The sequence below is a fragment of the Kordia sp. genome (assembly GCF_965283645.1).
In the GTDB taxonomy this organism is placed as follows: domain Bacteria; phylum Bacteroidota; class Bacteroidia; order Flavobacteriales; family Flavobacteriaceae; genus Kordia.
Map to the genome: position 1 here is coordinate 5,083,243 of NZ_CBDIPG010000001.1, position 24,993 is coordinate 5,108,235.

At 32.1% G+C, this 24,993-nt stretch carries 26 protein-coding genes; 14 read left to right on the top strand and 12 right to left on the bottom strand.

Annotated elements, in window-relative coordinates:
- Positions 1–4 precede the first annotated feature (4 nt).
- The 6 genes from ACQ654_RS22365 to trxB all read left to right on the top strand — a co-directional run bounded on the left by ACQ654_RS22365 (position 5) and on the right by trxB (position 5,405).
- Positions 5–766 (top strand): hypothetical protein, encoded by a 762-nt coding sequence (locus tag ACQ654_RS22365; RefSeq protein WP_430412569.1) that lies wholly within the window; start codon positions 5–7, stop codon positions 764–766.
- On the top strand, positions 759–1,865 hold the full coding sequence (locus ACQ654_RS22370) for a serine hydrolase domain-containing protein (RefSeq protein ID WP_430412570.1): 1,107 nt from the start codon (positions 759–761) through the stop codon (positions 1,863–1,865). The genes ACQ654_RS22365 and ACQ654_RS22370 overlap by 8 nt, the downstream gene beginning before the upstream one ends.
- Before the next feature lie 590 nt (positions 1,866–2,455).
- Positions 2,456–3,283, top strand: coding sequence for a hypothetical protein (locus ACQ654_RS22375; protein WP_430412571.1), 828 nt, complete (start codon positions 2,456–2,458; stop codon positions 3,281–3,283).
- Between the two features lie 89 nt (positions 3,284–3,372).
- Positions 3,373–3,975, top strand: a complete 603-nt coding sequence (locus tag ACQ654_RS22380) for a hypothetical protein (RefSeq protein WP_430412572.1) — start codon at positions 3,373–3,375, stop codon at positions 3,973–3,975.
- A 12-nt stretch (positions 3,976–3,987) separates the two neighbouring features.
- Complete coding sequence (locus ACQ654_RS22385; protein WP_430412573.1) at positions 3,988–4,260, top strand: hypothetical protein; 273 nt, start codon at positions 3,988–3,990, stop codon at positions 4,258–4,260.
- A gap of 173 nt (positions 4,261–4,433) precedes the next feature.
- Positions 4,434–5,405 (top strand): thioredoxin-disulfide reductase, encoded by a 972-nt coding sequence (trxB, locus tag ACQ654_RS22390; protein WP_430412574.1) that lies wholly within the window; start codon positions 4,434–4,436, stop codon positions 5,403–5,405.
- Positions 5,406–5,516: 111 nt separating this feature from the next.
- Here the strand turns inward: trxB and ACQ654_RS22395 are convergent, their stop codons facing one another.
- The 4 genes from ACQ654_RS22395 to ACQ654_RS22410 form a co-directional block, all read right to left on the bottom strand.
- Positions 5,517–6,239 carry a head GIN domain-containing protein gene (locus tag ACQ654_RS22395; protein ID WP_430412575.1) on the bottom strand — a complete coding sequence of 241 codons (723 nt, stop codon included), beginning with the start codon at positions 6,237–6,239 and terminating at the stop codon, positions 5,517–5,519.
- A 154-nt stretch (positions 6,240–6,393) separates the two neighbouring features.
- Positions 6,394–8,157 (bottom strand): PspC domain-containing protein, encoded by a 1,764-nt coding sequence (locus ACQ654_RS22400; protein WP_430412576.1) that lies wholly within the window; start codon positions 8,155–8,157, stop codon positions 6,394–6,396.
- Positions 8,150–8,494, bottom strand: a complete 345-nt coding sequence (locus ACQ654_RS22405; RefSeq protein ID WP_298424542.1) for a PadR family transcriptional regulator — start codon at positions 8,492–8,494, stop codon at positions 8,150–8,152. The genes ACQ654_RS22400 and ACQ654_RS22405 overlap by 8 nt, the downstream gene beginning before the upstream one ends.
- Before the next feature lie 160 nt (positions 8,495–8,654).
- The gene (locus ACQ654_RS22410) at positions 8,655–9,119 is read right to left on the bottom strand and encodes a DUF4870 domain-containing protein (protein WP_430412577.1); all 465 of its coding nucleotides are present in this window, start codon (positions 9,117–9,119) and stop codon (positions 8,655–8,657) included.
- 263 nt (positions 9,120–9,382) lie between these two features.
- Here ACQ654_RS22410 and ACQ654_RS22415 point away from each other — a divergent pair, with 263 nt between their 5' ends.
- From ACQ654_RS22415 to ACQ654_RS22430, 4 genes are all read left to right on the top strand, one after another.
- Complete coding sequence (locus ACQ654_RS22415) at positions 9,383–9,853, top strand: DUF4442 domain-containing protein (protein WP_430412578.1); 471 nt, start codon at positions 9,383–9,385, stop codon at positions 9,851–9,853.
- A 75-nt stretch (positions 9,854–9,928) separates the two neighbouring features.
- The gene (locus ACQ654_RS22420) at positions 9,929–10,729 is read left to right on the top strand and encodes a TIGR00266 family protein (RefSeq protein WP_430412579.1); all 801 of its coding nucleotides are present in this window, start codon (positions 9,929–9,931) and stop codon (positions 10,727–10,729) included.
- A 211-nt stretch (positions 10,730–10,940) separates the two neighbouring features.
- Entirely contained in the window at positions 10,941–13,607 is a 2,667-nt protein-coding gene (locus ACQ654_RS22425) for a DUF7619 domain-containing protein (RefSeq protein WP_430412580.1), read from the top strand.
- A gap of 132 nt (positions 13,608–13,739) precedes the next feature.
- Positions 13,740–13,937: a hypothetical protein gene (locus ACQ654_RS22430; protein ID WP_430412581.1), complete on the top strand. Its 198-nt coding sequence runs from the start codon at positions 13,740–13,742 to the stop codon at positions 13,935–13,937.
- Positions 13,938–13,981: 44 nt separating this feature from the next.
- On the opposite strand, the gene ACQ654_RS22435 is transcribed toward ACQ654_RS22430, so the two are convergent.
- Entirely contained in the window at positions 13,982–14,920 is a 939-nt protein-coding gene (locus ACQ654_RS22435; protein WP_430412582.1) for a LysR substrate-binding domain-containing protein, read from the bottom strand.
- 106 nt (positions 14,921–15,026) lie between these two features.
- Between ACQ654_RS22435 and ACQ654_RS22440 the strand changes: the two genes are divergently transcribed.
- Positions 15,027–15,500, top strand: coding sequence for a Dps family protein (locus tag ACQ654_RS22440; protein ID WP_430412583.1), 474 nt, complete (start codon positions 15,027–15,029; stop codon positions 15,498–15,500).
- A gap of 216 nt (positions 15,501–15,716) precedes the next feature.
- On the opposite strand, the gene ACQ654_RS22445 is transcribed toward ACQ654_RS22440, so the two are convergent.
- Positions 15,717–16,145 carry a DUF2141 domain-containing protein gene (locus tag ACQ654_RS22445; protein ID WP_430412584.1) on the bottom strand — a complete coding sequence of 143 codons (429 nt, stop codon included), beginning with the start codon at positions 16,143–16,145 and terminating at the stop codon, positions 15,717–15,719.
- Positions 16,146–16,707: 562 nt separating this feature from the next.
- On the opposite strand from ACQ654_RS22445, the gene ACQ654_RS22450 reads away from it, so the two are divergent.
- Positions 16,708–17,328 (top strand): hypothetical protein, encoded by a 621-nt coding sequence (locus ACQ654_RS22450; RefSeq protein ID WP_430412585.1) that lies wholly within the window; start codon positions 16,708–16,710, stop codon positions 17,326–17,328.
- A gap of 254 nt (positions 17,329–17,582) precedes the next feature.
- Entirely contained in the window at positions 17,583–17,915 is a 333-nt protein-coding gene (locus ACQ654_RS22455; RefSeq protein ID WP_430412586.1) for a hypothetical protein, read from the top strand.
- A gap of 53 nt (positions 17,916–17,968) precedes the next feature.
- Here the strand turns inward: ACQ654_RS22455 and ACQ654_RS22460 are convergent, their stop codons facing one another.
- Genes ACQ654_RS22460 through ACQ654_RS22485 form a run of 6 tightly spaced genes read right to left on the bottom strand, consistent with a single transcriptional unit; the run spans position 17,969 to position 24,228 of the window.
- Positions 17,969–19,300, bottom strand: a complete 1,332-nt coding sequence (locus tag ACQ654_RS22460) for a DUF58 domain-containing protein (protein WP_430413045.1) — start codon at positions 19,298–19,300, stop codon at positions 17,969–17,971.
- 34 nt (positions 19,301–19,334) lie between these two features.
- The gene (locus tag ACQ654_RS22465) at positions 19,335–20,342 is read right to left on the bottom strand and encodes an AAA family ATPase (protein WP_430412587.1); all 1,008 of its coding nucleotides are present in this window, start codon (positions 20,340–20,342) and stop codon (positions 19,335–19,337) included.
- Between the two features lie 32 nt (positions 20,343–20,374).
- Entirely contained in the window at positions 20,375–21,577 is a 1,203-nt protein-coding gene (locus ACQ654_RS22470; protein ID WP_430412588.1) for a DUF4350 domain-containing protein, read from the bottom strand.
- Positions 21,574–22,311 (bottom strand): DUF4129 domain-containing protein, encoded by a 738-nt coding sequence (locus ACQ654_RS22475; RefSeq protein WP_430412589.1) that lies wholly within the window; start codon positions 22,309–22,311, stop codon positions 21,574–21,576. Before ACQ654_RS22475 ends, ACQ654_RS22470 begins: the two co-directional genes overlap by 4 nt.
- A gap of 5 nt (positions 22,312–22,316) precedes the next feature.
- On the bottom strand, positions 22,317–23,267 hold the full coding sequence (locus tag ACQ654_RS22480; protein ID WP_430412590.1) for a hypothetical protein: 951 nt from the start codon (positions 23,265–23,267) through the stop codon (positions 22,317–22,319).
- On the bottom strand, positions 23,251–24,228 hold the full coding sequence (locus ACQ654_RS22485) for a stage II sporulation protein M (RefSeq protein ID WP_430412591.1): 978 nt from the start codon (positions 24,226–24,228) through the stop codon (positions 23,251–23,253). Before ACQ654_RS22485 ends, ACQ654_RS22480 begins: the two co-directional genes overlap by 17 nt.
- 24 nt (positions 24,229–24,252) lie before the next feature.
- Here ACQ654_RS22485 and ACQ654_RS22490 point away from each other — a divergent pair, with 24 nt between their 5' ends.
- Positions 24,253–24,993 (top strand): RDD family protein, encoded by a 741-nt coding sequence (locus tag ACQ654_RS22490; RefSeq protein WP_430412592.1) that lies wholly within the window; start codon positions 24,253–24,255, stop codon positions 24,991–24,993.

A 24,993-nucleotide genomic window follows, 5' to 3' on the forward strand; every position in this document is an offset into this window, starting at 1 on the left:
AATTATGAAAAGTATAATTCTATTAAGCTTGTTGTTTTTCAATTTTAATTTATCAGCAACAGCAACTAAAATTATAGTAAGAGCAAAGGCTAAAGATGCCAAATTTGTGGGCAGTTCTCTTGGAGGAGCTTATATAATTATAAGAAACAAAACGGATAATAGTATACTCGCAAAAGGAAAAACCAACGGAAGTACAGGAAACACGGATTTGATCATGCGTACGCCTAGAGAAAGGGGAAAATTGATATCCGATGCACAAACAGCACAATTTTTAGCAACCATTGATATTGAAGAACCTACTTTTATTCGCATTGAAGTTATCTCACCCTATAATCATAAACAAGCGCAAAGTATCGTGAGCACAGAACTATGGTTAATTCCAGGTAAAGATATATTAGGAGATGGAATTATTTTAGAAATTCCAGGATTTATAATAGATATTTTAAAACCTAGAACACATCAGTATATAGCTTTGAAAGATGTTCAAAACAAAGTATTTGAACTAAAGGCAAATGTTGTAATGATGTGTGGTTGCACTATAAATAGTGGAGGAATTTGGGATTCTGAAAACATGGAGGTTACTGCTATTCTTAAAAAAGATGGGAAACACTTAAAAAATGTTGAAATGTCAATTACGGAAACAAATCTCTTTGAAGGATCTATAAAACTCACTTCGGCAGGTCAATATGAAATCATTATTTATGCCTACAACGCTAAAAGTGGAAATACGGGAGTAGATAAAGTTAATTACGTAATTTATGAATAAAATAATAAATTTACTAATAGTGCTCATTATTGCTGCAGCGTGCAATAAAAGTAAACCACAAGCTATAAAAGAAGAGAAATTTATAAGCGAGCTCAAGAAAGAAATACTAAAAGAAAAAATACCAGGATGCGGAATTGTTGTAATTAAAAATGGTAAAATAGTTATTTCTGAATCTATAGGAGAAGCAGACGTGGCTTTTTCGGTACCAGTAGATAACCATACTATTTTTTCAATAAATTCGATCGCTAAAATTTTTGCAGGTACGGCAATCATGCAACTTGTTGAAGATGGAAAAATTAACCTATCAAATCCTATTTCTGATTACTTAAATAATCTTCCCATTGAATGGCAAAAAGTAACAATAAGACAACTTCTAAGTCATACTTCTGGATTGCCTGATATTGAAGACACAGAAAATGGAGGTTTGATTGGTGGAAAAGGAGAAGAATTTGCTTGGGAAAAAGTAAAAAATAGTCCCTTGAGGTTTATGGCGGGCGAAAAATTTAATTACAATGCAACTAACTATCTCTTAATTCAAAAATTAATAGAAAAAATTAGTGGCATGGACTATGAAAAGTTCTTGCTAAAAAATCAATTTGATAAAATAGGGAGCAAAATACTCTTTGGAAACTCTTTTGACGTAGTTGAAAACAAGAGTACAACGTACAGCTATTATCTAAAAGATAAAATAACAAACAAATATATAAAAGGTGAAAAATTATATGAAATTTCAGAAGAATTTTCACCAATCCTTAAAGCAGATGCAGGAGCTTTTTCAACAGTAAATACATTGACAAAGTGGATGTCAGCTCTTCAAAATGAAAAATTTATTTCAAAGAAAAGTATTGAGAAAATTTGGACAGCTGAGCCGCTTAATAATGGAGAACATAAAGGGTTTGGTGGATTTCTGAATGGATACGCGTACGGATGGCCAGTTATAATGAGAGACAAACATCCTGCGGTGGCTCCAATTGGTGGCGGACGCGCATCTTTAATAGTGTATCCAAAAGATAATCTAACAATTATTCTTTTGACAAACTTAACGGGGAGTTCTCCTCAAAAAATTATTGAAAAAGTAGCACATCATTACTGGGAATAGAAAGCGACACACAACATCATATGTACAACTCATAGCAATTTGCTATCTTTCAATTCTACAGCGAGCTCCCTAAAAAACTCGTTAAGTAATATTAAAAACCATGCAATGGATTGCTTCGTTATAGGAGATGTACACGGTTGTTACTAAACGTTGCTTTTCCCTAAAGACACTACAGAATTTTTAAAATCTAAACATAAAAGAGTTAAATTCATTTGCTCAATTTAATGAATTTGGTAGTAGACACGATTATACAAAATGATATTAGAAATATTACTTAACAAATGATTTAAATTAGACTCTGCTATTTTTAGTTGGAATGATCAAAGAGAATCAATCAGACAAAAACTAAAAAACCTACATGAAGAGGATGATAAAATAATTGAAATGTCTCAATTCTTCAATGTAGATACAAGCGCACAATAGAATCATCAAAAAAATAAGTAGTATTCTCATAGTCTTTACATGAAATTGTTAAAAGCATATATCTTTAAACTACGTATATCTACCTGATATGCAAACAAGTGTTTATCCTGTTTTTTAATACGCGTTTTATATTGTATGTTTGGTAAAACTGACTAAACCCATATATGATGCCAACTTCAGACCCTACACCTAAAGCACCAACGCCTAAATCTACTGACTCCAAAAACAAAGGATCAAATAAAGCGACTCCAAAAACAATAGAACCAAAAGAAATGCCCGAAACAAAAGGCATTCGTAAAGGAATTTCCAACGATCTTATGGTTCAAATAAAGAGTGAACTAGAAAATATGCTTTCGTTTGCTATGCGAAACGGGAAAGTGATCAATACGGAATTGAATCCTCTTATTGAAAGCGATAATTTGGATGATTTAATCAATGCACATAACATTCTTTCTAAAAATATTGCGCCTGCAACTCCAAAATCGATTAGATATTTAAGAAAATTAAATACAGAAGAACACAGTAGAACCATATTTAGCAAATTACCAATTATTCGAAATTTAATTATTTTAGCAATCATTTTTTTACTACTTTTTATTGGTACGTCATTATCAAATCAAGTAAACAAAGATTCTCTTTCCATGGGTGTATTGGCAAATAGTGGTCCATCATTATTACTCAATTTATTATTTATTTGTGCAACTTCAGGTTTAGGAGTTGTTTTTTACTTACTGAAAAGTGTGAGTGAAGGCATTCAAAAAGGAACACTAATGCCAGAACAATCGATTTATTATGTTGGATTGATTGTATTGGGAATTATGTCGGGATTAATTCTATCAGAAGTTGTATCCACCTATAACAGTGGTGAAAGTTTAACGGTTTTTAATAGTAGTGTATTGGCACTTGTTGGAGGTTTTTCCTCGGATGCAATTTTTAGTGTACTACAAGGAATCATCAATAAAATAAAGGCAGTCTTTACAGACGGTTCGGATTAAATTTTAAATAAAATTATTTGGAATTCGCCATAATAATGAGTTGATTATTTGTAAATTACATCTAACAGAATTAATAAAATATATAACAAATGAAACTACTTATAAAAAGTATTTTAACGGTAGCAATTTTTATAGGAGTTGTGTCGTGTGCTTCCATTCCTGCATCAACAGCAACATTGTCACAAGAAGTGATTGCAGAAGCGGATGCCATGCACAAATTGAATATTGCGTTGGTAAATCAGCTATTTGATGAGCGAAAACAAAAAGTAAATGATTTTATCAACAATGAATACATTCCGACATTTGTAAAAAACTTTGAAGCAAAAATTCCTGCAAATGTGGATGTCAAAGCACAATTGCCAAATATTTTAAAAAGCGTCATGCCAGTGATCAGTAGAAAACGTGATTCACTTCAAAACTTACTAGATGTACAACGCAATGATATGGTAAATAGCTTAAATGCTAGTTACAGCAATTATCAACGTGCTACAAGTACATTACAAAACTTAATCACTTCGGCTGTCAAACTAAAACAATCTGAAGCAAACACGTTGGCACAAATTCAAAGCCTAACAAATACGAATATTAATGTTGGTGAAATACAAAGTCATTTAGATAATTTACTTGTCAAAACAGGAAATGGATTCAACAAGCTTCTAAATGTAAAATCAGCAATAAACGGAAACAACTAAAATATAAAACGTATGAGTGATGAAATAGATTGGGATAACCTAGCAAATGAAGCCGCGACACAAACCGATGCGGAATTCAATACCACCATTGCAAGTTTGACGCGTATGAGCATTAAGGAAATTGACGAATTCATTAAGCAAAGTGAAATTACCAATGCAAATGCTATTAAAGTATTAAAGGAAATCAACGATGCGGCGGCGTCAAATACGGCAAAAGCTGATGCAATTGCAAATATTGACAATGGCGTAAGTTTCTTGATAAGTTTGGCTAACAGAATTGTGTAAAATCGAACAAAAATCAAAAAAAAGTAAAGCAATAACCTATTTTATAAGTTGTTGCTTTTTTTCGTTTAAAAAGATATCAAACAATTAGAGAATATTTGTTAATAAAAATTATGTAAGGAATTCAGATAAAAAGCTACTTTTGTTAAAAAGCGTTTAATAATTAGAAAAAAGATATGTCAGATACTCAACAAGCATTAGATTGTTTAATCATAGGAAGTGGACCTGCAGGATATACTGCAGCTATTTATGCCGCTAGAGCCGATATGCATCCTGTAATGTACACTGGAATGGAGCCAGGCGGACAGTTAACAACAACAACCGAAGTTGATAACTTCCCAGGATACCCAAAAGGAACTGACGGAACTGCCATGATGGAAGATTTAAAAAATCAAGCGACTCGTTTTGGTACAGATGTTCGTTTTGGATACGCAACACGCGTAGATTTCTCAAAAGAAATTGGCGGAATTCACAAAGTATATGTTGATGATGGAAATGGAGAACAAGAATTTTTAGCGAAAACGGTCATAATTTCAACAGGAGCTTCTGCAAAATATTTAGGATTAGAAAGTGAAGAACGTTTAAAAGGTGGTGGCGTTTCTGCGTGTGCTACTTGTGACGGATTCTTCTACAAAGGACAAGATGTAATTGTTGTTGGTGGAGGAGATACAGCCGCAGAAGAAGCTACGTATTTAGCAAAACTTTGTAAAAAAGTAACGATGCTAGTGCGTAAAGACGAAATGAGAGCTAGTAAAGCAATGCAACATCGTGTAAATAATACAAAAAACTTAGAAGTATTATACAATACTGAATTAGATGAGGTATTAGGAAAAATGGTGGTAGAAGGTGTACGTGTTGTAAACAATAAAACACAAGAAAAGCATGAAATTCCAGTAACAGGAGTTTTTATTGCAATTGGTCATAAACCAAATACAAGCATGTTTGTAGACGTTTTAGACATGGATGAAACTGGATATTTAATCACAGGAGCAAAATCGACTAAAACTAATATGCCAGGTGTTTTTGCCGCTGGTGATGTACAAGATAAAGAATACAGACAAGCTGTTACAGCCGCTGGTTCAGGATGTATGGCCGCATTAGATGCAGAACGCTATTTAGCAGCTGTAGAAGATGTTGTAGAAGCTTAAAACAGAAAATTATCAAATTAAAAAATGCGCCACAGTATATGTGAGCGCATTTTTTTTTGGTTTTATAGTTTTTGATGTTGGTTTGGTGTTGGTATTATTTTTTTCATAAACTTATTTCTTATGCACGCCACCCGAAACAGATTTGTTTTTAGAAACAGATTCAGGGTTTCCATAATAATGAATATCACCGCCACTAGAACTGTTTGCAATTAATTTCTCAGCTGTATTTACGGTAACATCAGCACCGCTACTTGCAGAGGCATCACAGGTTTTAACTTCTAAATCTTTAGCCTGAATATCACTTCCGCTACTAGCATCAGCTCGTAAAGAATCTGCAGTTCCAGAAATTTTAATATCCGCGCCACTTGATGCTGCACAAGAAACAGTTACTGCTTTTACTTCAATTTTAACATCAGCGCCACTAGTACTCTTAACTTCTAAATTTTTAACAACCAACACATCTGTAGAATATACATCTGCGCCGCTTGTACTCACAATTTTGTCTATTTCTGGTAAAGTAACATATACCTTTTTAGACTTAGCGCGACCAATATTTTCTTTTGCATGAATGGTAAGTACACCATTATTAATATCAGTAGCAATTAATGAAATAATATTTTCATCTGCTTCTACTTTAATAGCTTGCGTATTACTTTGTGTAATATAAACGTCCAAGCCTTCAGAAGCTTTTACTTTCGTAAACATTTCGTCAGCGTCTCTTTCTTCAGAAACGACATTTCCGTTTCCAATTTTTCCTGAATCAAAGTTAAAATTACAGGAAGTTACTATTAGGCCTATGATGGCAATGGTGATAAATCTAGCGATGGTGATCATAATTTAGTTTTTTTATTGTTTTATTTATTGATGGTACTTGCAAACAATCCAACTACTAAAACTGTGATGAGCAGTTTTAATAGCATATATGGATTGTGTAATGTTCATTTTTGATTGATGTTTAGTTATAAATTAGTTTGATTGTATTCTATGTTTAATTATCGTCTTTCTTTTCAGATTTAACGTTAACGCCGTTACTGTCAATTTTTATGTTGACTTTGTCGTCGTCGTCACTAACGTTGATGTCTATGCCGTCACTGTTGATAATGACTTTATTTTCTTCCTCGTCTTCTTCTTCTTCTTCTTCTTCTTTCTTCAATTTTTTAATATCTGACGGACAGTCAAGACAAATTAAATCGTCGTCTATTACTTTTAAATAATGCTTTTCTTGCCCTTGATCTAATATGTCTCCATGATTTGAATAATTTTTATGATATGAGTTTGTATTATTATCAGCATACAAAATAACTCCTTTTGGCAAATACACCGTAACTTCTACTTTTTGTTGGTTGTGTCTGTCATTTGTATCAAACAAGAAATAACCATTCAATTTCAGTGTATTATCTTCAAAAGTATATGAATAATCAATATTACGAGCACGTTGTTTAGCTTTATCATACGATGCGCCACCTGCTTCTTTTTTGATCTTAACTCGTGCATTTTCACTTTCAGATTGCTTTACAATTAATCGTACTGCTGATGAATACAAAATAATATCGTCATTTTGATCGTATACTCGTTCATAATCGTTAAAATCTCTTTCCAGTCGAATATCGAAATAATCATTACCAACCATTTTAATTTTTAACGTGTCATTGGCTTTAATTGGTAATTCGGTTCTAGTATTTACAGAAGCGTCAATATGTCTGTGCATGGCGGCATTTGATCCTATTACTATGGCGGCAATAATTGCGGCAATCCATGCAATAACCATTATAATTTTGGCAGGCGTACCTATTGATTTAGAATTTTTCACCAATATGCGAATTCCTACAATAAATAATGCAAATGCTGGAATTCCTAATATTAATAATAACAACAGTCCAAAAGTCCATCTTGGAACTTCACTAATCATACCTAAATCTTGATAGTACAACCATCCGTCACCAATATGTAAATTATTTACACTAAAGAAACTAACACTAATGGCAGAAAATATAATTCCGATTAGTAAAGCTGCGGCAGTAATAATAAAAATAACGCCAAAAAGTTTTGCGAAAATCTTTAAAATCACAACAATAATATCTCCAATAGAGTCAAAGAAGGAACTAGCTCCGCTTTTGGCTTTTTGACCAACTTGCTCGAAGTTTACATCACTTAATCGTTCTTGAACATCATCAAATCCTTCCTTGATTTTTTTTTCTATGTTTGTGATGTTCGCTGGCTTTCCCGCCATAGCAAGTTTTTCAGACGTTGTATTTGCTTTCGGAATGATAAACCATAAGATAATATATACCAAAATTGGTGCTCCTGCAGTCATAAAAACCAATAGTAATGCTATAATACGAATCCATAAAGCGTCAATTCCAAAGTATTGTCCAAAACCTGCACAAACTCCACCCAAAAATTTGTTGTCATAATCTCTATACAACTTTCTGTATGAACTATTTTGACGATAACCTCCAGCTTGTGGGTGATCTTCAAAAATTTCATCGTCTACCAAGTAATCTTCTGGTTGTCCCATAATTTCAATTACTTCCTCAACTTCTTTCATACCAATAACTTGGCGCTCACTTTTTAAGCGTTCTGAAAAAAGTTCGGCAACTCTCGCTTCAATGTCAGAGATAATTTCATCTCTTCCTTGCGAGTCGGTAAAAGAGCGTTTAATAGCGTTTAAATATCGCTGTAGGCTGTTATATGCTTCTTCATCAATATGAAAAAACATATTTGCTAAGTTTATATTGATTGTCTTATTCATTAGTTGTATTTTTTTGGCGTGTTACGAGTGATACGGCATTTTGTAAATTGTCCCAAGTGGTGTTCAGTTCTTTAAGAAATAATTGTCCGGTTTCTGTTAAACCATAATATTTCCTTGGTGGTCCAGAAGTTGATTCTTCCCAACGATAACTTAATAATCCAGCATTTTTTAACCTTGTCAGTAATGGATATATTGTTCCTTCTACGACAAGCATTTTTGCGTCTTTCAACGTGCCAAGTATTTCGGCTACATATGCATCTTTATCGCGTAAGATGGATAAAATGCAATACTCTAACACACCTTTACGCATCTGTGCTTTTGTGTTTTCTATCTTCATGTTTTCATGTGTCTTTTAATGATATTGTTCGTTTTTTGATTGATGATGATGATTGATGATAATTGATTGATGATGATGCACTAAGCTAAGTCGAAATGTGATTGATGAGTATGCACTCAACTTAGCTATAGTGCTATTGACTATTGATTGATGATATTTTTTATTTAATAAATCGAAATGTAAACGGATACATGTAACGTTCGCCTTCGTTTGCTTTCATGGCGGCAATAATTGTATAAGCTATATTCACAGCAAATAATAACAAATGCCCAATTCCAGCTAAAATTCCAATAAAGGAAGCGTGATGCCAATGAAATCCGTCGCTTAAATTAATGGTAACATTGCTAAAATGAAAAACATCCCATGTATTAAAATGATGCATTCCAAAAATAATACTCACTGGCAAAAGAAGCATAGCACCTGCAATTCTATAACACAGTAAGCTCAATTGAAAGTTTAAAACTTCCTTTCCATGATGATTTATATATTCTGATTCCTTTTTATAAATAGACCAAAATATGATTGGCACTATAAAATTTCCCAACGGAAAAAAGTACTTACTAAAAGCGGCTACATGTAAAACAGTAGCGACATTTTTTTGATGTTTTGTGATTGCAGAGTCCATTACCTATTATTTTCTTATACAAATATATGGTTAAAAAAAGGTATTATGCAAAACATAGTACTAAAATTTAACAAAATTTAACATTTCAGTTTAATGAGTAGATCATGTTTTAAGATAATTAAAGTACTGATTATTAGTTGTTTAAATGTGTAATTTTACTTTCAATAATTTTTCTAAAAAAAGTAAACTAAAATTTAACTTTTCTTTAAAATCCTTCAAATTTTCGTATTTTGGCTTAATGAATTTAATGAGAATGATAAAAAATGGCTAAAAAACTGACTCCATCTAAAATAAATATGTTTCTACTTTTCAAACTTCCGTCTGCTTACTTTTCAGGTGTACGTTTAAAAGAAATTACAGCTAAAGAAGCTACGGTAACTGTAAAACATCGTTGGATTAATCAAAATCCTTTCAAATCATTATACTGGGCTACACAAGGAATGGCTTCCGAGCTTGCTACAGGCGTTTTGGTGATTCAAGGAATTGAAGATTGTGGCGAAAAAATATCGATGTTGGTACAATCGCAAAATGGACACTTTACCAAAAAAGCTACGGGTAGAATTAACTTTGTGTGCAAAGACGGCGACAAAGTAAAAACGGCTATTGATGCCGCAATTGCTACTGGTGAAGGACAAAGTTTGACATTAAACGCGGAAGGTTTTAATGAAGCAGGAGAAAGTGTTTCAAACTTTCAATATGAATGGGCATTAAAACTCAGAAAGAAAAAGGTGTAACAAATTCACTTTTTTTACATCTAATAGGAATCAATCAACACTTCGACTTAACTCAGTGTAAAAAAACGAAATAAAATGACAGCACACGAAATTGACTACGAAATCTACGGAGCAGAAATGCAATATGTAGAAATAGAACTCGATCCGCAAGAAGCGGTTGTTGCAGAAGCAGGAAGCTTTATGATGATGGACGACGGAATTACTATGAATACTATTTTTGGTGATGGATCAAACCAAGAAAAAGGAATTTTAGGAAAACTGTTCTCAGCAGGAAAACGAATTTTAACAGGCGAAAGCTTATTTATGACTTCTTTTTTAAACAACAGTAGTTTTGGCGTTCGGAAAGTAAGTTTTGCATCTCCATATCCTGGAAAAATCATTCCTATTGACTTAACAGATTTTAGAGGAAAATTCATCTGTCAAAAAGATGCCTTTCTCTGTGCCGCAAAAGGCGTAACTGTTGGAATAGAATTCTCAAAAAAACTAGGTCGTGGACTTTTTGGAGGTGAAGGATTCATCATGCAAAAACTAGAAGGCGACGGAATGGCGTTTGTAAATGCTGGTGGAACAATGGCGCGAAAAGAACTAGCGCCAGGCGAAACCATCAGAGTTGATACCGGTTGTATTGTAGGTTTTACACAAGATGTAGATTACGATATAGAATTTATTGGCGGTATTAAAAATACCATCTTTGGTGGTGAAGGATTATTCTTTGCAACCTTAAAAGGACCAGGAATAGTATACATTCAATCATTACCATTTAGCCGTTTGGCTGGAAGAATTTTATCATCCATTCCACGAGGTGGAAACAGTAAAGGTGAAGGAAGCATCTTGGGAAGCATCGGAGACTTATTTGATGGTGACAATAGTTTTTAAGCGAAAAAAATATAAAATAGGAAGCGTTGATTATCTAATTACGGTTTGTAGTTTGGCAATCAACGCTTTTTTTCTAGTACATTTAAAGCAAATAATTCATAATTTATAAATTACGAGAGCAACTTTTTTAATAGTATAATTTATAAACTTATGATTGAATTAAATTTGATAATAGCCAAAACCAAGTTACCATTTATAACCAAACCTACACATGAAAAAAAATTACCTACTACTTTCATTGTTATTCCTTACACAATGGAGTCAAGCGCAAATTGTAAACATTCCGGATGCTACTTTTAAAAACTACCTGCTAAATACAATAGTTGTTGATACTGATACTGATTTTTTTGCAGATAGTTCTATTGATATTAATAATGATGGAGAAATTCAAGAATCAGAGGCACTTCTTATGACAGGGATGAATTTGAACTATTTATCCATAACATCGTTAGAAGGAATTCAATACTTTACAAACCTAGTCTCATTAAGTTGCAATGAACATAGAATTTCAACATTAGACTTATCACAGAATGTTAATCTGGAGAATTTATATTTATTTGGTAATGGACATCATTTAACGAGTTTAGACATTTCTCAATGTATCAATCTCAAGAAATTAGATGTTTCAGCCAACTATTCATTTGCTAATTTAGATGTTACACAAAATGTAAACTTAGAAGAATTAGATTTTTCTTCTTGTGATATTACTCAAATTGATGTTACACAAAATCCAAACTTAGATCGTTTGGATTGTTCTCGTAATACGCTCATTAGTTTAGATGTAAGCCAGAATACAAATCTCACAGATTTAGATTGTTGTTTTAGCTCTTTACCTTCTTTGGACGTTACTCAAAATGTAAATTTAATAAAGTTAGATGCTTATGGAAACCAAATAAACACCATAAATCTTACTAATAATACAAGTTTAACAAACTTAAGAATAGGAGCTAATAATATAGCTGTAACAGACCTTTCACAAAATGTTAATATAAGGAGCTTAGATTGTTCTGGTAATTCATTCACAAGTATAGATTTAAGTAACAATGTAAGTTTACAATCGCTTACTATGCATGATACTCAACTACCAACAATAGATGTAAGTCAAAATATAAATTTAAAAAAATTATACTGTGATGATGGCGCATTTACAAGCTTAGATGTATCACAAAATGTAAATTTAGAAATATTAGAGCTTCGTTATAATTCTCTAACAAATATAGATTTAAGCACAAATGAAAAGCTTACCCAGGTAAATTTTAGCGATAATTTGTTAACAACACTCGATGTTAGCCAAAATCCATTACTTAAAAAGGTGACATGTTTTTATAATCAACTTGAATATATTAATGTTAAAAACGGAATAAATTCTAGCCCAAGTGAGTTTAGATATTGGGGAAACCCAAACTTAGAAGGTATCTGTGCTGACGATGGTGAAGTAGTTTTTTTATCAACAAGCCCATATTTATCCGCAGATACTGTTGTTGGTACTTATTGTTCATTCACACCAGGTGGCGACTATGTAACGCTACAAGGAACCACAAGATTAGACACAAATACTAATGGCTGTGATATAAATGATACCATGTTTCCAAATATGGAATTCGGTATTACTCATAATGGAACAACTGAAACGATGATAGCAAATTCTTCAGGCAACTATGAAATTCACCTAGCTGACGACGACGATCCCTATACCATTACACCACAACTAGAAAATCCAACGTACTTTACCGTTTCGCCAACTTCGTTAACTATAAATACGTCCACAGCTTCAAATCCTACACTACAAGATTTTTGTATAACACCAAACGGAACGTATAACGATGTTGAGGTCACTATAATTCCCGTAGAAGTAGCGCGTCCAGGTTTTGATGCTCCATATCAAATTATATATAAAAATAAAGGAAATACAATACGTTCAGGAACGATACAACTTACTTTTGATGATGATTTGATGGATTTGGTTTCAGCAAGTCCAATGGAAGATACACAAGCAGTAAATACACTTACGTGGAATTATACAAACCTAGCACCACAAGAATCGCGTAACATTACTTTTACGATGAACATCAACACGCCAACAGATATTCCAGCGGTAAATGGAGACGACGTATTGAGTTACGAAGTAATGATCACACCAACAACGGATGATGAAGCGCCTGATGATAACCTAATGACGTTGCAACAAACAGTTGTAAATTCGTTTGACCCAAATGATATACGATGTTTAGAAGGAGAAACTGTGACAACAGATTATATTGACAAATATGTTCATTATATAATTCGATTTGAAAATACAGGAACAGCTTCCGCCGTAAACGTTGTGGTAACTGATTATATTGATGACACCATGTTTGATATCAGCACGTTAATTCCGACAGCATCAAGTCATCGTATGGAAACTAGAATTAAAGAAGATAACTCAGTAGAATTTATCTTTGAAAACATCAACTTACCTTTTGATGATGCTTCAAATGATGGCTATGTAGTATTTAAAATAAAAACATTACCAACATTACAAGAAAACGATACGTTCGATAATAATGCTGCTATTTACTTTGATTTCAATGCGCCAATTATAACGAATACAGCAACTACATTAATTATGAATCCATTAAGTGTTTCAGAGGAAAATCTGGAAACAGCAACAATAACACTCTATCCAAATCCTGTAAAAGAACAAATTCAAATAACAAGTAACGAACCAATAGAGAAGCTAGAATTACGCAGCATAGACGGAAGACGTATTACCGTAAAAGAAATACAAACTACACGTTTTTCAAGTACAGTTAATGTATCGTCTCTACCAAGTGGAATCTACATCATGAATATTACTACAACGAAAGGTAAGGCAATTAAGAAAATAATAAAGCAGTAAAGTCGCGATATTGTTAAAGTTTTGTTTAGAAAGTATAAACATAGTTTTTTTTTATTACTTTTAGATAAATAAAACTAGTAGCCTATACAACAAAAATACGCTTTAAAATTTTAACCTAAACCTCCGTTAAATATGGCAAGAGCGATGTTTGATTACACTAAAACTATACTTAATAAAGTAAGTTTTGAACCCTCATTATTTTGTAGAGAATTACAAAAAGCTTTACAAAGATTACTACCACATGAGGTAGAAGAGTTAAAAATCTGGATAAAATCTCTAGTAACAAAAAACCCAGAATTAGACCAATGTTTAATCTATTTAACACCATAAAAAAAAGCCACGTACAACGTGGCTTTTCGTTTTTTACTGATTTCTTATTTATGTACAGGACTTATAATTTCAACATTATGAAATGTAATAGCGCCGCGTACAACACTCATAATTACACTTTTTAGTGCTTCTATAATCTGCATTTTTAATTCACTTTTATGAAATATCAAACTCACTTCGCGGGCAGGTCTTGGTTCTCTAAAATGGCGTAAATATTTTTTCTCATTCTCTTTAATATCAAGCGTATGCAAATACGGCAATAATGTCATTCCTAAATTTTCATTAGATAATTTAATAAGTGTTTCAAAACTTCCACTTTCTAACTGAAAATGATCTTCTTCAGCGCTACGAGGTGTTTTACACAAATTAATTACACCATCTCTAAAACAATGACCGTCTTCTAATAATAGAATATCATCAATATCTAAATCTTGTGTTTCCAACTCTTTCTTGTCATACAAACGATGGTTTTCAGTTGCATAACCAACAAACGGTTCATAATACAACACACGTTCCTTAATATGATCTTGCCCTAAAGGAGTTGCGGCAATTGCGGCATCTAAATGTCCTTCGTTTAACTTCTGAATGATGGATTCGGTAGAAAGTTCTTCTATTTTTAAATTTACTTTTGGATATTTCTTAATAAACGTTTTCAAAAACATTGGTAACAAAGTGGGCATAATCGTCGGAATAATTCCCAACTTAAACTCACCACCAATAAACCCTTTTTGCTGATCTACAATATCTTGCATTCTACCAGATTCATTGACTACATTACGTGCTTGATCAACAATTTTTTTGCCGATTTCCGTAAGTTGAATTGGTTTTTTGCTTCTATCAAAAATTTGAATCTCTAATTCGTCTTCAAGTTTCTGAATTTGCATGCTCAACGTTGGCTGGGTAACAAACGATTTTTGTGCGGCAAGTGTGAAATTTTGATGTTCGGCAACAGCCAAAACATATTGCAACTGTGTGATAGTCATGAATTATAAATTTAAGTGATAAAAATATAAAAACTATCGATAAAACTTATGCTAAAACAGCTTAAATCTTCAATAATTTTGTTCCAACAAAAAAATAATTAACACTATGACACTAAATATATTAGGACTTGATGTCCAAAAAACAGAAGAATTAGTTCAGGATTTGAACGTATTATTGGCTAATTTTCAAGTGTATTATCAAAACTTACGTGGAATTCATTGGAACATTAAAGGAAAAGGTTTCTTTGAGTTGCATACAAAATTTGAAGAATTATATAATGATTCACAAATAAAAGTAGATGAAATTGCAGAGCGCGTATTGACACTAGGAGGTGAGCCGTTGCATACATTTGAAGATTATATTGCAAATGCACAAGTTCCTGTCGGAAAGCACATTTCAAAAGATGAAAAAGCTGTGGAATTAATTATTTCTTCTATTTCAGAATTACTAAAACTTGAACGAACATTATTAAACAAAGCTGACGAAGCAAGCGACGAAGGAACCAACGCAATGATGAGTGACTTTATCTCAGAGCAAGAAAAAACCATCTGGATGATGAATGCATGGTTGAATAATTAATAGTTTTAACGTATGAGTTTATTGCTTTTCTAATAGCATAAAAAAAGAGGTTGTCTAAAAAGTTGTTAATGCGAATGAAATGAAGCAATCTGTAAAATTTAAGTTATTGATTTTACAGATTACTTCGAAATCAAAAATTTCTCGTAATGACTTAGTTATAGCTTTTTAGACAGCTTCTTTTTAATAAAACATTTTTTGATTGATGTGTAATAGGTGTTATAAAGTAATCTTCATTGAAATATCTGTAGTTGCAACCATAAATTTAGAAGGTTCAAATTGTGGTGGACCATAACTTAACGGATTGTTAGATGTTCCGTAATCTTCTTTTGGCATTCCGTTATCTTCAAAATCCATGCGTCCGTTGTCATTTTCGTCATGTACACATGTAATTGCGTATGCTCCTTTAGGAACATTTGTAAAGGTAACTTTTACCTTGTTTCCTTCAATAGTACTTCCTACTGTTTGTACTGGTTTTGCTTTCATAAACGTGTCTTCCGTATGTAACGCAAATAATACTTTTCCCTTATTGGTGCGAACTTTATCAATAGTAATGGTAATGGTAACACCTTCATCTTCAGAAGTAGTTGTTTGCGCTGTTGCGAATAAACTTGTACATAATACGGCAATTAAAAGTAATTTTTTCATGATGATTGATTTTATTGATTAATGATTATTTTTATTTTGTTTCACACTGAGCAAAGCCGAAGTGTTGTTTGATGATTCAAAAGTCTATATAAAATCAGTGCTGCCATAAAAAATACTACTGGACTGTAATTTTTTCATGATGAATTGTAAAAAATGCGCATAAAACGTCAAATAATTATGTTTACAAACGCTACTAATTTTAAAAAAGAAGAAGAAATAGGGAACCTTTTCAAACAACAAAGCGTCTTTATATATGTAAAGTATATCTGTTTACGGAAATTGGGTTTTATTAGTTTGGTTCACATTGTGGCTCAATTTTAACAAGATAAAAATTAGCGTTCAACTTTACACCATAGAATTATTTTAGGTTAAATTTTCATACACTACAAACTTCAACTTACCATGTACGTTTATTATAAGTAGTTGTATGAATATTAGAAAAGCGAGTGTGAAAACTCGCTTTTTTTATAGTATTAGAGTAATTTTATAGAAACACGTAACAAAGTCATGGTTCATTGTACTAATAAAAGAGAACCCGAAAATAGATCAAAAGAAACGACTTATGAAAAAAATAGAACCATTCAGAAACTTTAATGATGCACTTTCAACTCTAGACAATGGAGGACGATTTTATAACATTCTGACAAAAGCAGATGACGGAATCATTTCGAAAGCTGAATTGGGAAAAGTAGGCGGAATCTTTAACAGTAGACAACGAATGATTTTATTTTTTGAGTTATCAATTTCCAAACTGGATGATGAAAAAAGAAATGCAGTGATTTCAAAATTAGATGAAAGTCTTCAAGCGTCATACCTAAAGTACAAACCAATCGAGTTATTACCATCCGAAGCCTACACTAAAGGAATAATTGCTTCAAACACGATCATTACAGGAATTCCAACATTGATTGAATCTAAAAGTGAGTTCACTGGATTCATTATGATTCCTATTGTTACTGGAAATGTCACCACATTTACAATGATTCCATTAATTAATATGTATGATGTATATGAACTAAGAGATGAAGCATCTAATGAAAATTTTCTGATTGCGCATGCAAAAGGAGCAACGAAACTGCCTAAGAAAAAAATTAAAGTAGCTGGAATATTGAAAGAATTGAAGTCGAATAAAGAAGAAAAAGTAGCTTCTAAACGATTTTTGGAAGCTATTTATCATTTGTAAATTCAGTTATACATTCAATATGTCTTGATAACATACTTCATTCATCAAGATAAAAGAATCTTCTGATCAAGTGCTTTTGATTGTTTTTGCGTCTTATACTATTTAAAAAGTCACTTAATTATCCAAAAAGTAATTGCAGTTTTAGCTCTAATTACGGGAAACCACATTAAAATCTTTACTCTTTGTATTATTTTTATAATGTATAGTATTGATCAAAGAATGAAAGTATTTTTTTTGTTAAAAAACCAATAAGTATGAGTAATAAAAAAAGCTTTAATTTGACTGAAAAAGGAGAATATGATAAAGCATTAACATGGTTAAATGTATTTTTTGCTCTCAATCCGGGACTTTTTTTAATAAGAGGAATGATAAATTTTTTTAGATCAAGTGTCCCTGATACTAATCAAGTCGATGCAGCAATAAAACTGATTGAAGCAGGTAAGAAAAACGGGCTTAAAAGGATGAGAATTAAAGTTAGTAAAAAAGCAGGAATGAAACTAAAAGTAAATTCTATCTTAGATGGATTAGGTGTAAGCACTAAATTGAAAGGTAAAGAAGAAATGATAGTAAAAATTGAATATAAATAGAAATATCAAAATACTACCCAAACTAACGCTAGTCTCCAATTCATACTTACAAATTAAACCAATCCTCTCGCCTTCATCTCCAAATACTTATTAATCGCGTCAATTGTAAGATTTTCGGGAGACGTTAAGATGGAATGAATTCCGTATTTTTTTAATTCGTTGACAATTAAACGTTTTTCAAAGGAGAATTTTTCCGCAATGACTTTATCATACGCTTCTTGAATAGTGGCAGTTTCACCATGAATCAGTTCGTCTAACTCGGTGTTTTTAAAGAAAACCACAACTAATAAATGACTTTTAGAAATTCCTTTTAAATAGGGAAGTTGTCTGTGTAAAGCGTCTACGGTTTCGAAATTGGTATATAATAAGATTAAACTACGGTGTTTTATATTTCGTTTAATGTCTGCATACAAACGTCCATAATCCGATTCAAAGAAATCAGTATCAACATTGTATAACGATTCTAAAATCATGCTCATTTGCGCACTTCGCTTTTCGGCAACAACGATGTTTTCAACCTTTTTAGAGAACGTAAACATTCCTGCTTTGTCTTGCTTTTTTAAGATTACATTGCTTAATACCAACGTTGCATTAATGGCATAATCTAACAAACTTAAGCCATCAAAAGGCATTTTCATCACACGACCTTTATCAATAACAGAATAGACAGGTTGCGATTTTTCATCCTGAAACTGATTCACCATCAATTGATTACGTTTTGCAGTTGCTTTCCAATTGATCGTACGTAAATCGTCACCTAAGACATAATCTTTAATTTGTTCAAATTCCATTGTATGACCAATACGACGAATCTTTTTAATTCCGTACATCGTCAAATTGTTGCTAATCGCTAGCAAGTCGTACTTTTTTAATTGTAAAAATGCAGGATACGTTGGCACCATGACTTTATTGTCAAAATGAAAACGTCTGGAAACCAATCCTAAAATTGATTTAATATATACATTCAGCTTTCCAAAAGTATATTCGCCACGTTCTGTTGGGCGTAATTTATATTTGAGTTCAATCGCGCTTGACGCAGGAATTTTTTTAACAATAGAAAAATCACGTACTTGAAATTGTTCAGGAATTTCATCAATAATATTCGCTTCAACCGGAAACGTGTAATAATTTTCTAATTGAATATGGACTGAATTATCATCACCATTGGAAAACTTTTCAGGCGTTTCTCGTTTTCCTAAAATCCCAGTTCTGGTAGCATATAAAATAATGATATCAAGAAATGCAAACGTTAGTAAAATCAGGAATAATAGTTTTGAAACAAAGAAAAAGTTTGGAAAAATAAAGCTAACCACAAAGCATACAATAACCGCCAAGCAAGCGTAAAAGAAACGATCTTGGAGATATAATGATTTGAAAAAACGTATGATTTGCTGTTTCACTAGGCGTTTATTTATTTAATTATCGTGGAATTTCAATAGTTTGAATGATTTGCGCTATGATTTGTTTAGAAGTTACACCTTCCATTTCACGTTCGGGCGTTACAATTATTCTGTGTTGTAATACCGGAATCGCCACTTGTTTAATGTCTTCTGGCGTTACAAAATCGCGTCCGTTCATTGCCGCATAAGCCTTGGAAGCTTTTAATATGGCAATGGAAGCACGTGGAGACGCACCAATGTATAAGAATTGATTGTTACGCGTATTGATGATAATTTCGGCGATATACTTTAGTAAATGCGGTTCTACAATAATGTCATTTACTAAGTCTTGATATTTTTTAATTTGTGCTTTAGATAAAAACGCATTGATTTTATCTAACTTTTTTCCATCTTTTAAAGCATGCTCACGTGCAATGATTTCTACTTCCTCTTCCAAAGTAGGATAGTCAACATTTATTTTGAATAAAAAACGGTCTAACTGCGCTTCAGGTAATCGATACGTTCCTTCTTGCTCAATTGGGTTTTGTGTTGCCAATACCATAAAAGGAGGAGCTAAAGGATATTTTACTCCATCCATCGTAATTTGGCCTTCTTCCATGACTTCAAATAAAGCCGCTTGTGTTTTTGCAGGCGCACGATTGATTTCGTCAATTAATAACATATTTGTAAAAACAGGACCTTTTTTAAACTCGAACTCAGATTTTTTCATGTCAAAAATAGACGTTCCTAAAATATCACTCGGCATTAAATCGGGCGTAAATTGAATTCGTCCAAAATGAACGGTTAATGTTTTCGCAAGTAACTTTGCCGTAATTGTTTTTGCAACACCAGGAACACCTTCAATCAATACGTGTCCTTCGGCTAGTAATGCCGTAATTAACATGTCAATCATTCCTTTTTGACCAACAATTACTTTAGAGAGTTCTTGTTTTATTTTTTGGATTCCTTCTTGCAATTCCGATAGATCAATTCTATTTGTGAATGACAACGGAGTTCTCTGCTCGTTATTTTCTCCTTGTAAGTCCATATATTGATTTTAGTATAAATTAATAGCTAAAGTTATTCCTTTTTGTTAAAACGTTCTACAGCTTTTGTGATGTTTAATACGTCTTGTTCTTGGAAATGTACTTTCTTTTTTAGTTTTATAATTAATGATATTAAATCATGAATTTCGTCTTTATCCTTCCCTGATTTTAAAGCCAATCGTTTTACGAATTTTTCATCAAGTACTTGTGTATCCATTAAATAATCGTTTCGCAAATGTTCTAAGAAATACGTTACTTTTTTGCCAACTACATTTTCATGATCTTTCGTTTCATAAAACAGATTTCCAATGGTTTTTGTGAAATCGAGCGTTGTATTTTCTAATGGATTTATAATTTTTACAATACGTTGTTTTCGTTTTACATTAAACAGTATAAATACAAGTAATGTTACTAACGATATAAACCAAGCCCAACGTAATGGCGGTTGCGATAAGATGAATCGTAATGGTGAATTGCTTTCATCCATTCCAACTTTATTTGGCGAATCGAAATAGATATCTTTGTTTGGAATGTAGCCTAAAACACCTTCCGCATAGTTAAAATGTTCATCTTTTAATAGATGAAAGTTTGTAAATACAACAGGTTGTGTGTGTAATAAAAAGGCGCCGTCTCCAATAGGAATTTTGATAAAGTTTGTATAGATAGAATCTTTACTAAATTTTTGATAACCAAGCGGAATCGTAGTTAAGGTATCAATTTCTGTAAAGTGAAAATTTTTGATTCCTTTTTCAAAAGTGACGGAGTTGTTGGTTAAATTGCCATTAGAAAAACCAAGTTCAGCTTTGGTTGACAGATTGTAATCATACTTCGTTTTAAACCCAAGTGAATCTTGAATGTAGCGAGGAATTTCATAGGTAGACATGAAAATTGTATTTCCTTCGGAAGCAAAATCTAACAATTCATTCAAAGAGGATTCGTCAGTATAAAAGTAAGGATGAATACTTACGTATGTACCTTCAATTTTGTACTCATAATTTTCCCAATCGTAGTTATCATTAAAATATTCGTACGGTGTGTTTCGTATCGTATGAATAGATATATCGTCAAATAAATTAGAAAATTCTTTGTGTAAAACCTTTAAACCATACGGTTTTGTATGTCGTTCATTATAGGTTTCTGACCAATCAATCGTAACAGGTTTTGACGATTCAATAGACATTGCCACAATGATAATGACGACTAATAAGCCGATGTATATTTTCAATGTTTTACTCATGCGGCAATGTTTTTAAGTAATACATTAAAGGAATTCGAAGCTTTGTCGTACTGTGATTTATCAATTATAAACTCGCCATACCAGATGTAATTGTACAAATAAGAAGCATATTGAAATTGCTCGCGCAAGCTATCATTTTTGATTTCATACGTATATTCAAGATTGGTTTTTTCTGGATCGTATGAAATAATTTCATAGTTGCTCATTTTCTTGAGCATGTTTAGGTATTGATAACGGACAGCCAAACGATAATCGTTATTTAAAGTTGCTTCCCTAATTAAAGCGTCAAAATCAACAATATGAATATTCGTTTCTACATCTTCATATTGAACTAATTTTTTGTCAGATCTTTTTCCAAAAACCCATCGTCCTTCACCATTCATAATGGCTCTAACAATAAAATAAACAACTGCAATAATAATGAGTCCGTAAAATACGAGTTTGACAACATTTAAGTATTTAGCCGCTTTTTTTCTTGAACCGAGATTGAATAGATCGTTTATTTTACGTTCTAACCAATCTACAAAACGTGTAAACCAACCTTCCGATTTTTCTATTTCATATACATAATCATTGCTATCATATGCATCTTTAAAATCATCTTCAAATGTACGTGGTTGCACATCTGTAGCATCTTCTTGTAGTGGAAGTGTTTGCATTGCTGTAGAAGCTGTTGCAAACATAGTTCCCAAAAAGAAAAAACTTACGAAGATATATGTTAGTTGTTTTGGCATGTAATTTAATCTCCTGAACCTATTTGATCAATAGTATCTTTTGCGTGAATATTTTCTTTTTCCTCTTTTAAACTATAGTAAATAATTCCTTGATTCATCTGAACAATGGCAGATGTTAGTAAGTTTAACAAATACGAAAATAGTTGAAATAGAAAAAGCACCACAAATTGGAAAGACCAACTCTCAGTAACTACTTGTACTGTATTTGGATCAGTTAAGGATGTAATTCCTAAAATAGTTGTGATGATAAATTGAACAATTCCAATAACCAGTTTAAATACATATACTATAATAAAGAACACTGCAATAGCGCCCATTGCTGGGAAAAATTTCTGAAAACACATATTCAGACCGTATGTATAACATTCAAAAACACCTTTGTCTGTGTTTATATATTCCATTAATGTTGCATGAAAAAACATTGAAAATACTGCGGCTACAATTAATAGAAACGGAATTCCTATAATGGTAACCATTAAAATGGCAGATGCAATTGCGACAGCAATAATTGTTAAAAGACCAATAGGAATAGAGGATAAGATAAAAATGATCAGTTTTTCAATATTAGCTTTTAACTCATTAAATAGTTCTTTTGAGTCAAAATTTTGACCTTTATGTCGTTCATATAATTTAAAATATATTGGAACATAGGCATAATTTAGAACACTTACAATAAGTAAGATAAAAAAGCCTAACGAACCATATAAAATAATTGATCCTAAGTTTTGATCAAAGAAATTACTCAATGCATTAGAATTTCTGTTAATGATTAAGTCATTAATAACCAATTCTTGATATACTTTGAATAAGTAGTAAGACATTGTGATTAAAATCAATAGAAATATACCATTTACAATAAAAAAGTTTTTAAAGAAATGTTTTCCATTTTGTTTTAAAAAAGTGAACGTATCTTGAAAATACGCTCCAAAATCTCTCGATTTATACAGTTGAAACATGCAGTTTTAATTTTTTGTGAACAATAAAAGGGTATATCAAATAATAAAAAGAGATGATACCGAGTGTAATTAATATAATTCCGACAGAAAGCCAATTGGGCATTATGTTTGAATATCGAGTAACAAATCCTTCTAAAAAGCCAGCGGCAAAGGTAAAAGGAAATGTGCTAATTAAAATTTTAATTCCGTTTTTAAGCCCCATTTTAAAGGAAGCCATCCGCGAAAATGTTTTTGGAAACAGAATACTTGCACCAAGCAATAAACCTGCGGCACCTTCTATAACAATGGCAAAAATTTCCATAGCGCCATGAATCCAAATACCACGAACGCTTTCCCACAATACGCCTTGTTCATAAAACATATATTGAAAAGAACCTAGCATGATACCATTGTGCAATAATATATAACCTGTACCCAAACCACCAAAAATACCAAAAATGAACGATTTAATTCCGACATAAAGGTTGTTGAGCGTAATTCCGATAAACATTCCAAAGTTTCCGCCGTTTTTATAAATGGCAACAGGATCGCCTTTTTCAATATTATCAAGCGTTTCGTTTACATAACCATCACCCAAAATTAATCGGACAAAAGAATCGTCGTACGCGGCAGAAATTGCACCAATAGCAACAAAAGCACCAAATATTAAAAAAGCATACAATACATATCGTCTAAATTGATAGACAATGAGTGGAACTTCAGTTTTCCAAAAAGAAATAAAACGATTCGATTTCTCTCTTTTGGTTCTATAAATACGTTGAAAAGCGGCAGAAGCAAGCTGATTTAAATAGCTAATAGTTTTACTCTTAGGGTAATACGTTTGCGCATACGCTAAATCATTCATCAACTGAATGTAAAGTGATGAAAGTGTATCAGGATTTTTAAATTGATTATTATAAATGGTTTTTTCAAAGTTCAACCATTTTTCTTTATTTTGCTTGATAAATGCAACTTCTCTCATAGATACGCTAAAATAAAACATAAAATGTCAGAGATACAAATTAATACTACTCAAAATGTCAACATCAACTTCACTTTAGCGTCGGTTGGAGAGCGTATTGTAGCACATCTTATTGATTTGTTGATAAAGTTTGCATATGCAGGAATTGTATTTTGGATTTTTTCAGAAATAGTAGATAGTAGCCGTACATTACAAAATTTAGATTGGTGGTCACTTGTATCTATATATGTATTGTTACTTTTTCCGTTTATATTTTATAGTTTAGTCCTAGAATCACTGTTTGAAGGGCAAACGTTAGGGAAAAAAGCAATGAAAATAAGAGTGGTAAAAATTGATGGATATCAAGCTTCTTTTGTTGATTATATTATTCGTTGGTTTTTTAGAATTGTCGATTTAAACATGTTAAGTGGTTTTATTGCTTTAATTTCAATAATTGTTAGTGAAAAAGGACAACGCTTAGGCGGAATGACTTCTGGAACATCAGTTATTTCATTAAAAAATAAAGTACGTATTTCTCATACAATTTTAGAAGAAATAGGAGACGATTATAAACCGCAATATCCAACGGTAATCAATCTTTCTGATAATGATATGCGCATCATAAAGGAAACATTTACAACTGCACGAGACGCCAAAGACAATGATACACTCTTAAAACTAAGAAAAAAAGTAGAAGAAGTAATTGGTATTACTTCCGAAAAAGATACAATTTCATTCTTAACTATCATTATTAGAGATTATAACTTTTATACCCAAAATATGTAA

Bases quoted from the DNA above. Each gene is read 5' to 3' on its own strand.
- ACQ654_RS22365 (WP_430412569.1), top strand. From the start codon at position 5: ATGAAAAGTATAATTCTATTAAGCTTGTTGTTTTTCAATTTTAATTTA.
- ACQ654_RS22370 (WP_430412570.1), top strand. From the start codon at position 759: ATGAATAAAATAATAAATTTACTAATAGTGCTCATTATTGCTGCAGCG.
- ACQ654_RS22375 (WP_430412571.1), top strand. From the start codon at position 2,456: ATGCCAACTTCAGACCCTACACCTAAAGCACCAACGCCTAAATCTACT.
- ACQ654_RS22380 (WP_430412572.1), top strand. From the start codon at position 3,373: ATGAAACTACTTATAAAAAGTATTTTAACGGTAGCAATTTTTATAGGA.
- ACQ654_RS22385 (WP_430412573.1), top strand. From the start codon at position 3,988: ATGAGTGATGAAATAGATTGGGATAACCTAGCAAATGAAGCCGCGACA.
- trxB (WP_430412574.1), top strand. From the start codon at position 4,434: ATGTCAGATACTCAACAAGCATTAGATTGTTTAATCATAGGAAGTGGA.
- ACQ654_RS22395 (WP_430412575.1), bottom strand. From the start codon at position 6,239: ATGATCACCATCGCTAGATTTATCACCATTGCCATCATAGGCCTAATA.
- ACQ654_RS22400 (WP_430412576.1), bottom strand. From the start codon at position 8,157: ATGAATAAGACAATCAATATAAACTTAGCAAATATGTTTTTTCATATT.
- ACQ654_RS22405 (WP_298424542.1), bottom strand. From the start codon at position 8,494: ATGAAGATAGAAAACACAAAAGCACAGATGCGTAAAGGTGTGTTAGAG.
- ACQ654_RS22410 (WP_430412577.1), bottom strand. From the start codon at position 9,119: ATGGACTCTGCAATCACAAAACATCAAAAAAATGTCGCTACTGTTTTA.
- ACQ654_RS22415 (WP_430412578.1), top strand. From the start codon at position 9,383: ATGGCTAAAAAACTGACTCCATCTAAAATAAATATGTTTCTACTTTTC.
- ACQ654_RS22420 (WP_430412579.1), top strand. From the start codon at position 9,929: ATGACAGCACACGAAATTGACTACGAAATCTACGGAGCAGAAATGCAA.
- ACQ654_RS22425 (WP_430412580.1), top strand. From the start codon at position 10,941: ATGAAAAAAAATTACCTACTACTTTCATTGTTATTCCTTACACAATGG.
- ACQ654_RS22430 (WP_430412581.1), top strand. From the start codon at position 13,740: ATGGCAAGAGCGATGTTTGATTACACTAAAACTATACTTAATAAAGTA.
- ACQ654_RS22435 (WP_430412582.1), bottom strand. From the start codon at position 14,920: ATGACTATCACACAGTTGCAATATGTTTTGGCTGTTGCCGAACATCAA.
- ACQ654_RS22440 (WP_430412583.1), top strand. From the start codon at position 15,027: ATGACACTAAATATATTAGGACTTGATGTCCAAAAAACAGAAGAATTA.
- ACQ654_RS22445 (WP_430412584.1), bottom strand. From the start codon at position 16,145: ATGAAAAAATTACTTTTAATTGCCGTATTATGTACAAGTTTATTCGCA.
- ACQ654_RS22450 (WP_430412585.1), top strand. From the start codon at position 16,708: ATGAAAAAAATAGAACCATTCAGAAACTTTAATGATGCACTTTCAACT.
- ACQ654_RS22455 (WP_430412586.1), top strand. From the start codon at position 17,583: ATGAGTAATAAAAAAAGCTTTAATTTGACTGAAAAAGGAGAATATGAT.
- ACQ654_RS22465 (WP_430412587.1), bottom strand. From the start codon at position 20,342: ATGGACTTACAAGGAGAAAATAACGAGCAGAGAACTCCGTTGTCATTC.
- ACQ654_RS22470 (WP_430412588.1), bottom strand. From the start codon at position 21,577: ATGAGTAAAACATTGAAAATATACATCGGCTTATTAGTCGTCATTATC.
- ACQ654_RS22475 (WP_430412589.1), bottom strand. From the start codon at position 22,311: ATGCCAAAACAACTAACATATATCTTCGTAAGTTTTTTCTTTTTGGGA.
- ACQ654_RS22480 (WP_430412590.1), bottom strand. From the start codon at position 23,267: ATGTTTCAACTGTATAAATCGAGAGATTTTGGAGCGTATTTTCAAGAT.
- ACQ654_RS22485 (WP_430412591.1), bottom strand. From the start codon at position 24,228: ATGAGAGAAGTTGCATTTATCAAGCAAAATAAAGAAAAATGGTTGAAC.
- ACQ654_RS22490 (WP_430412592.1), top strand. From the start codon at position 24,253: ATGTCAGAGATACAAATTAATACTACTCAAAATGTCAACATCAACTTC.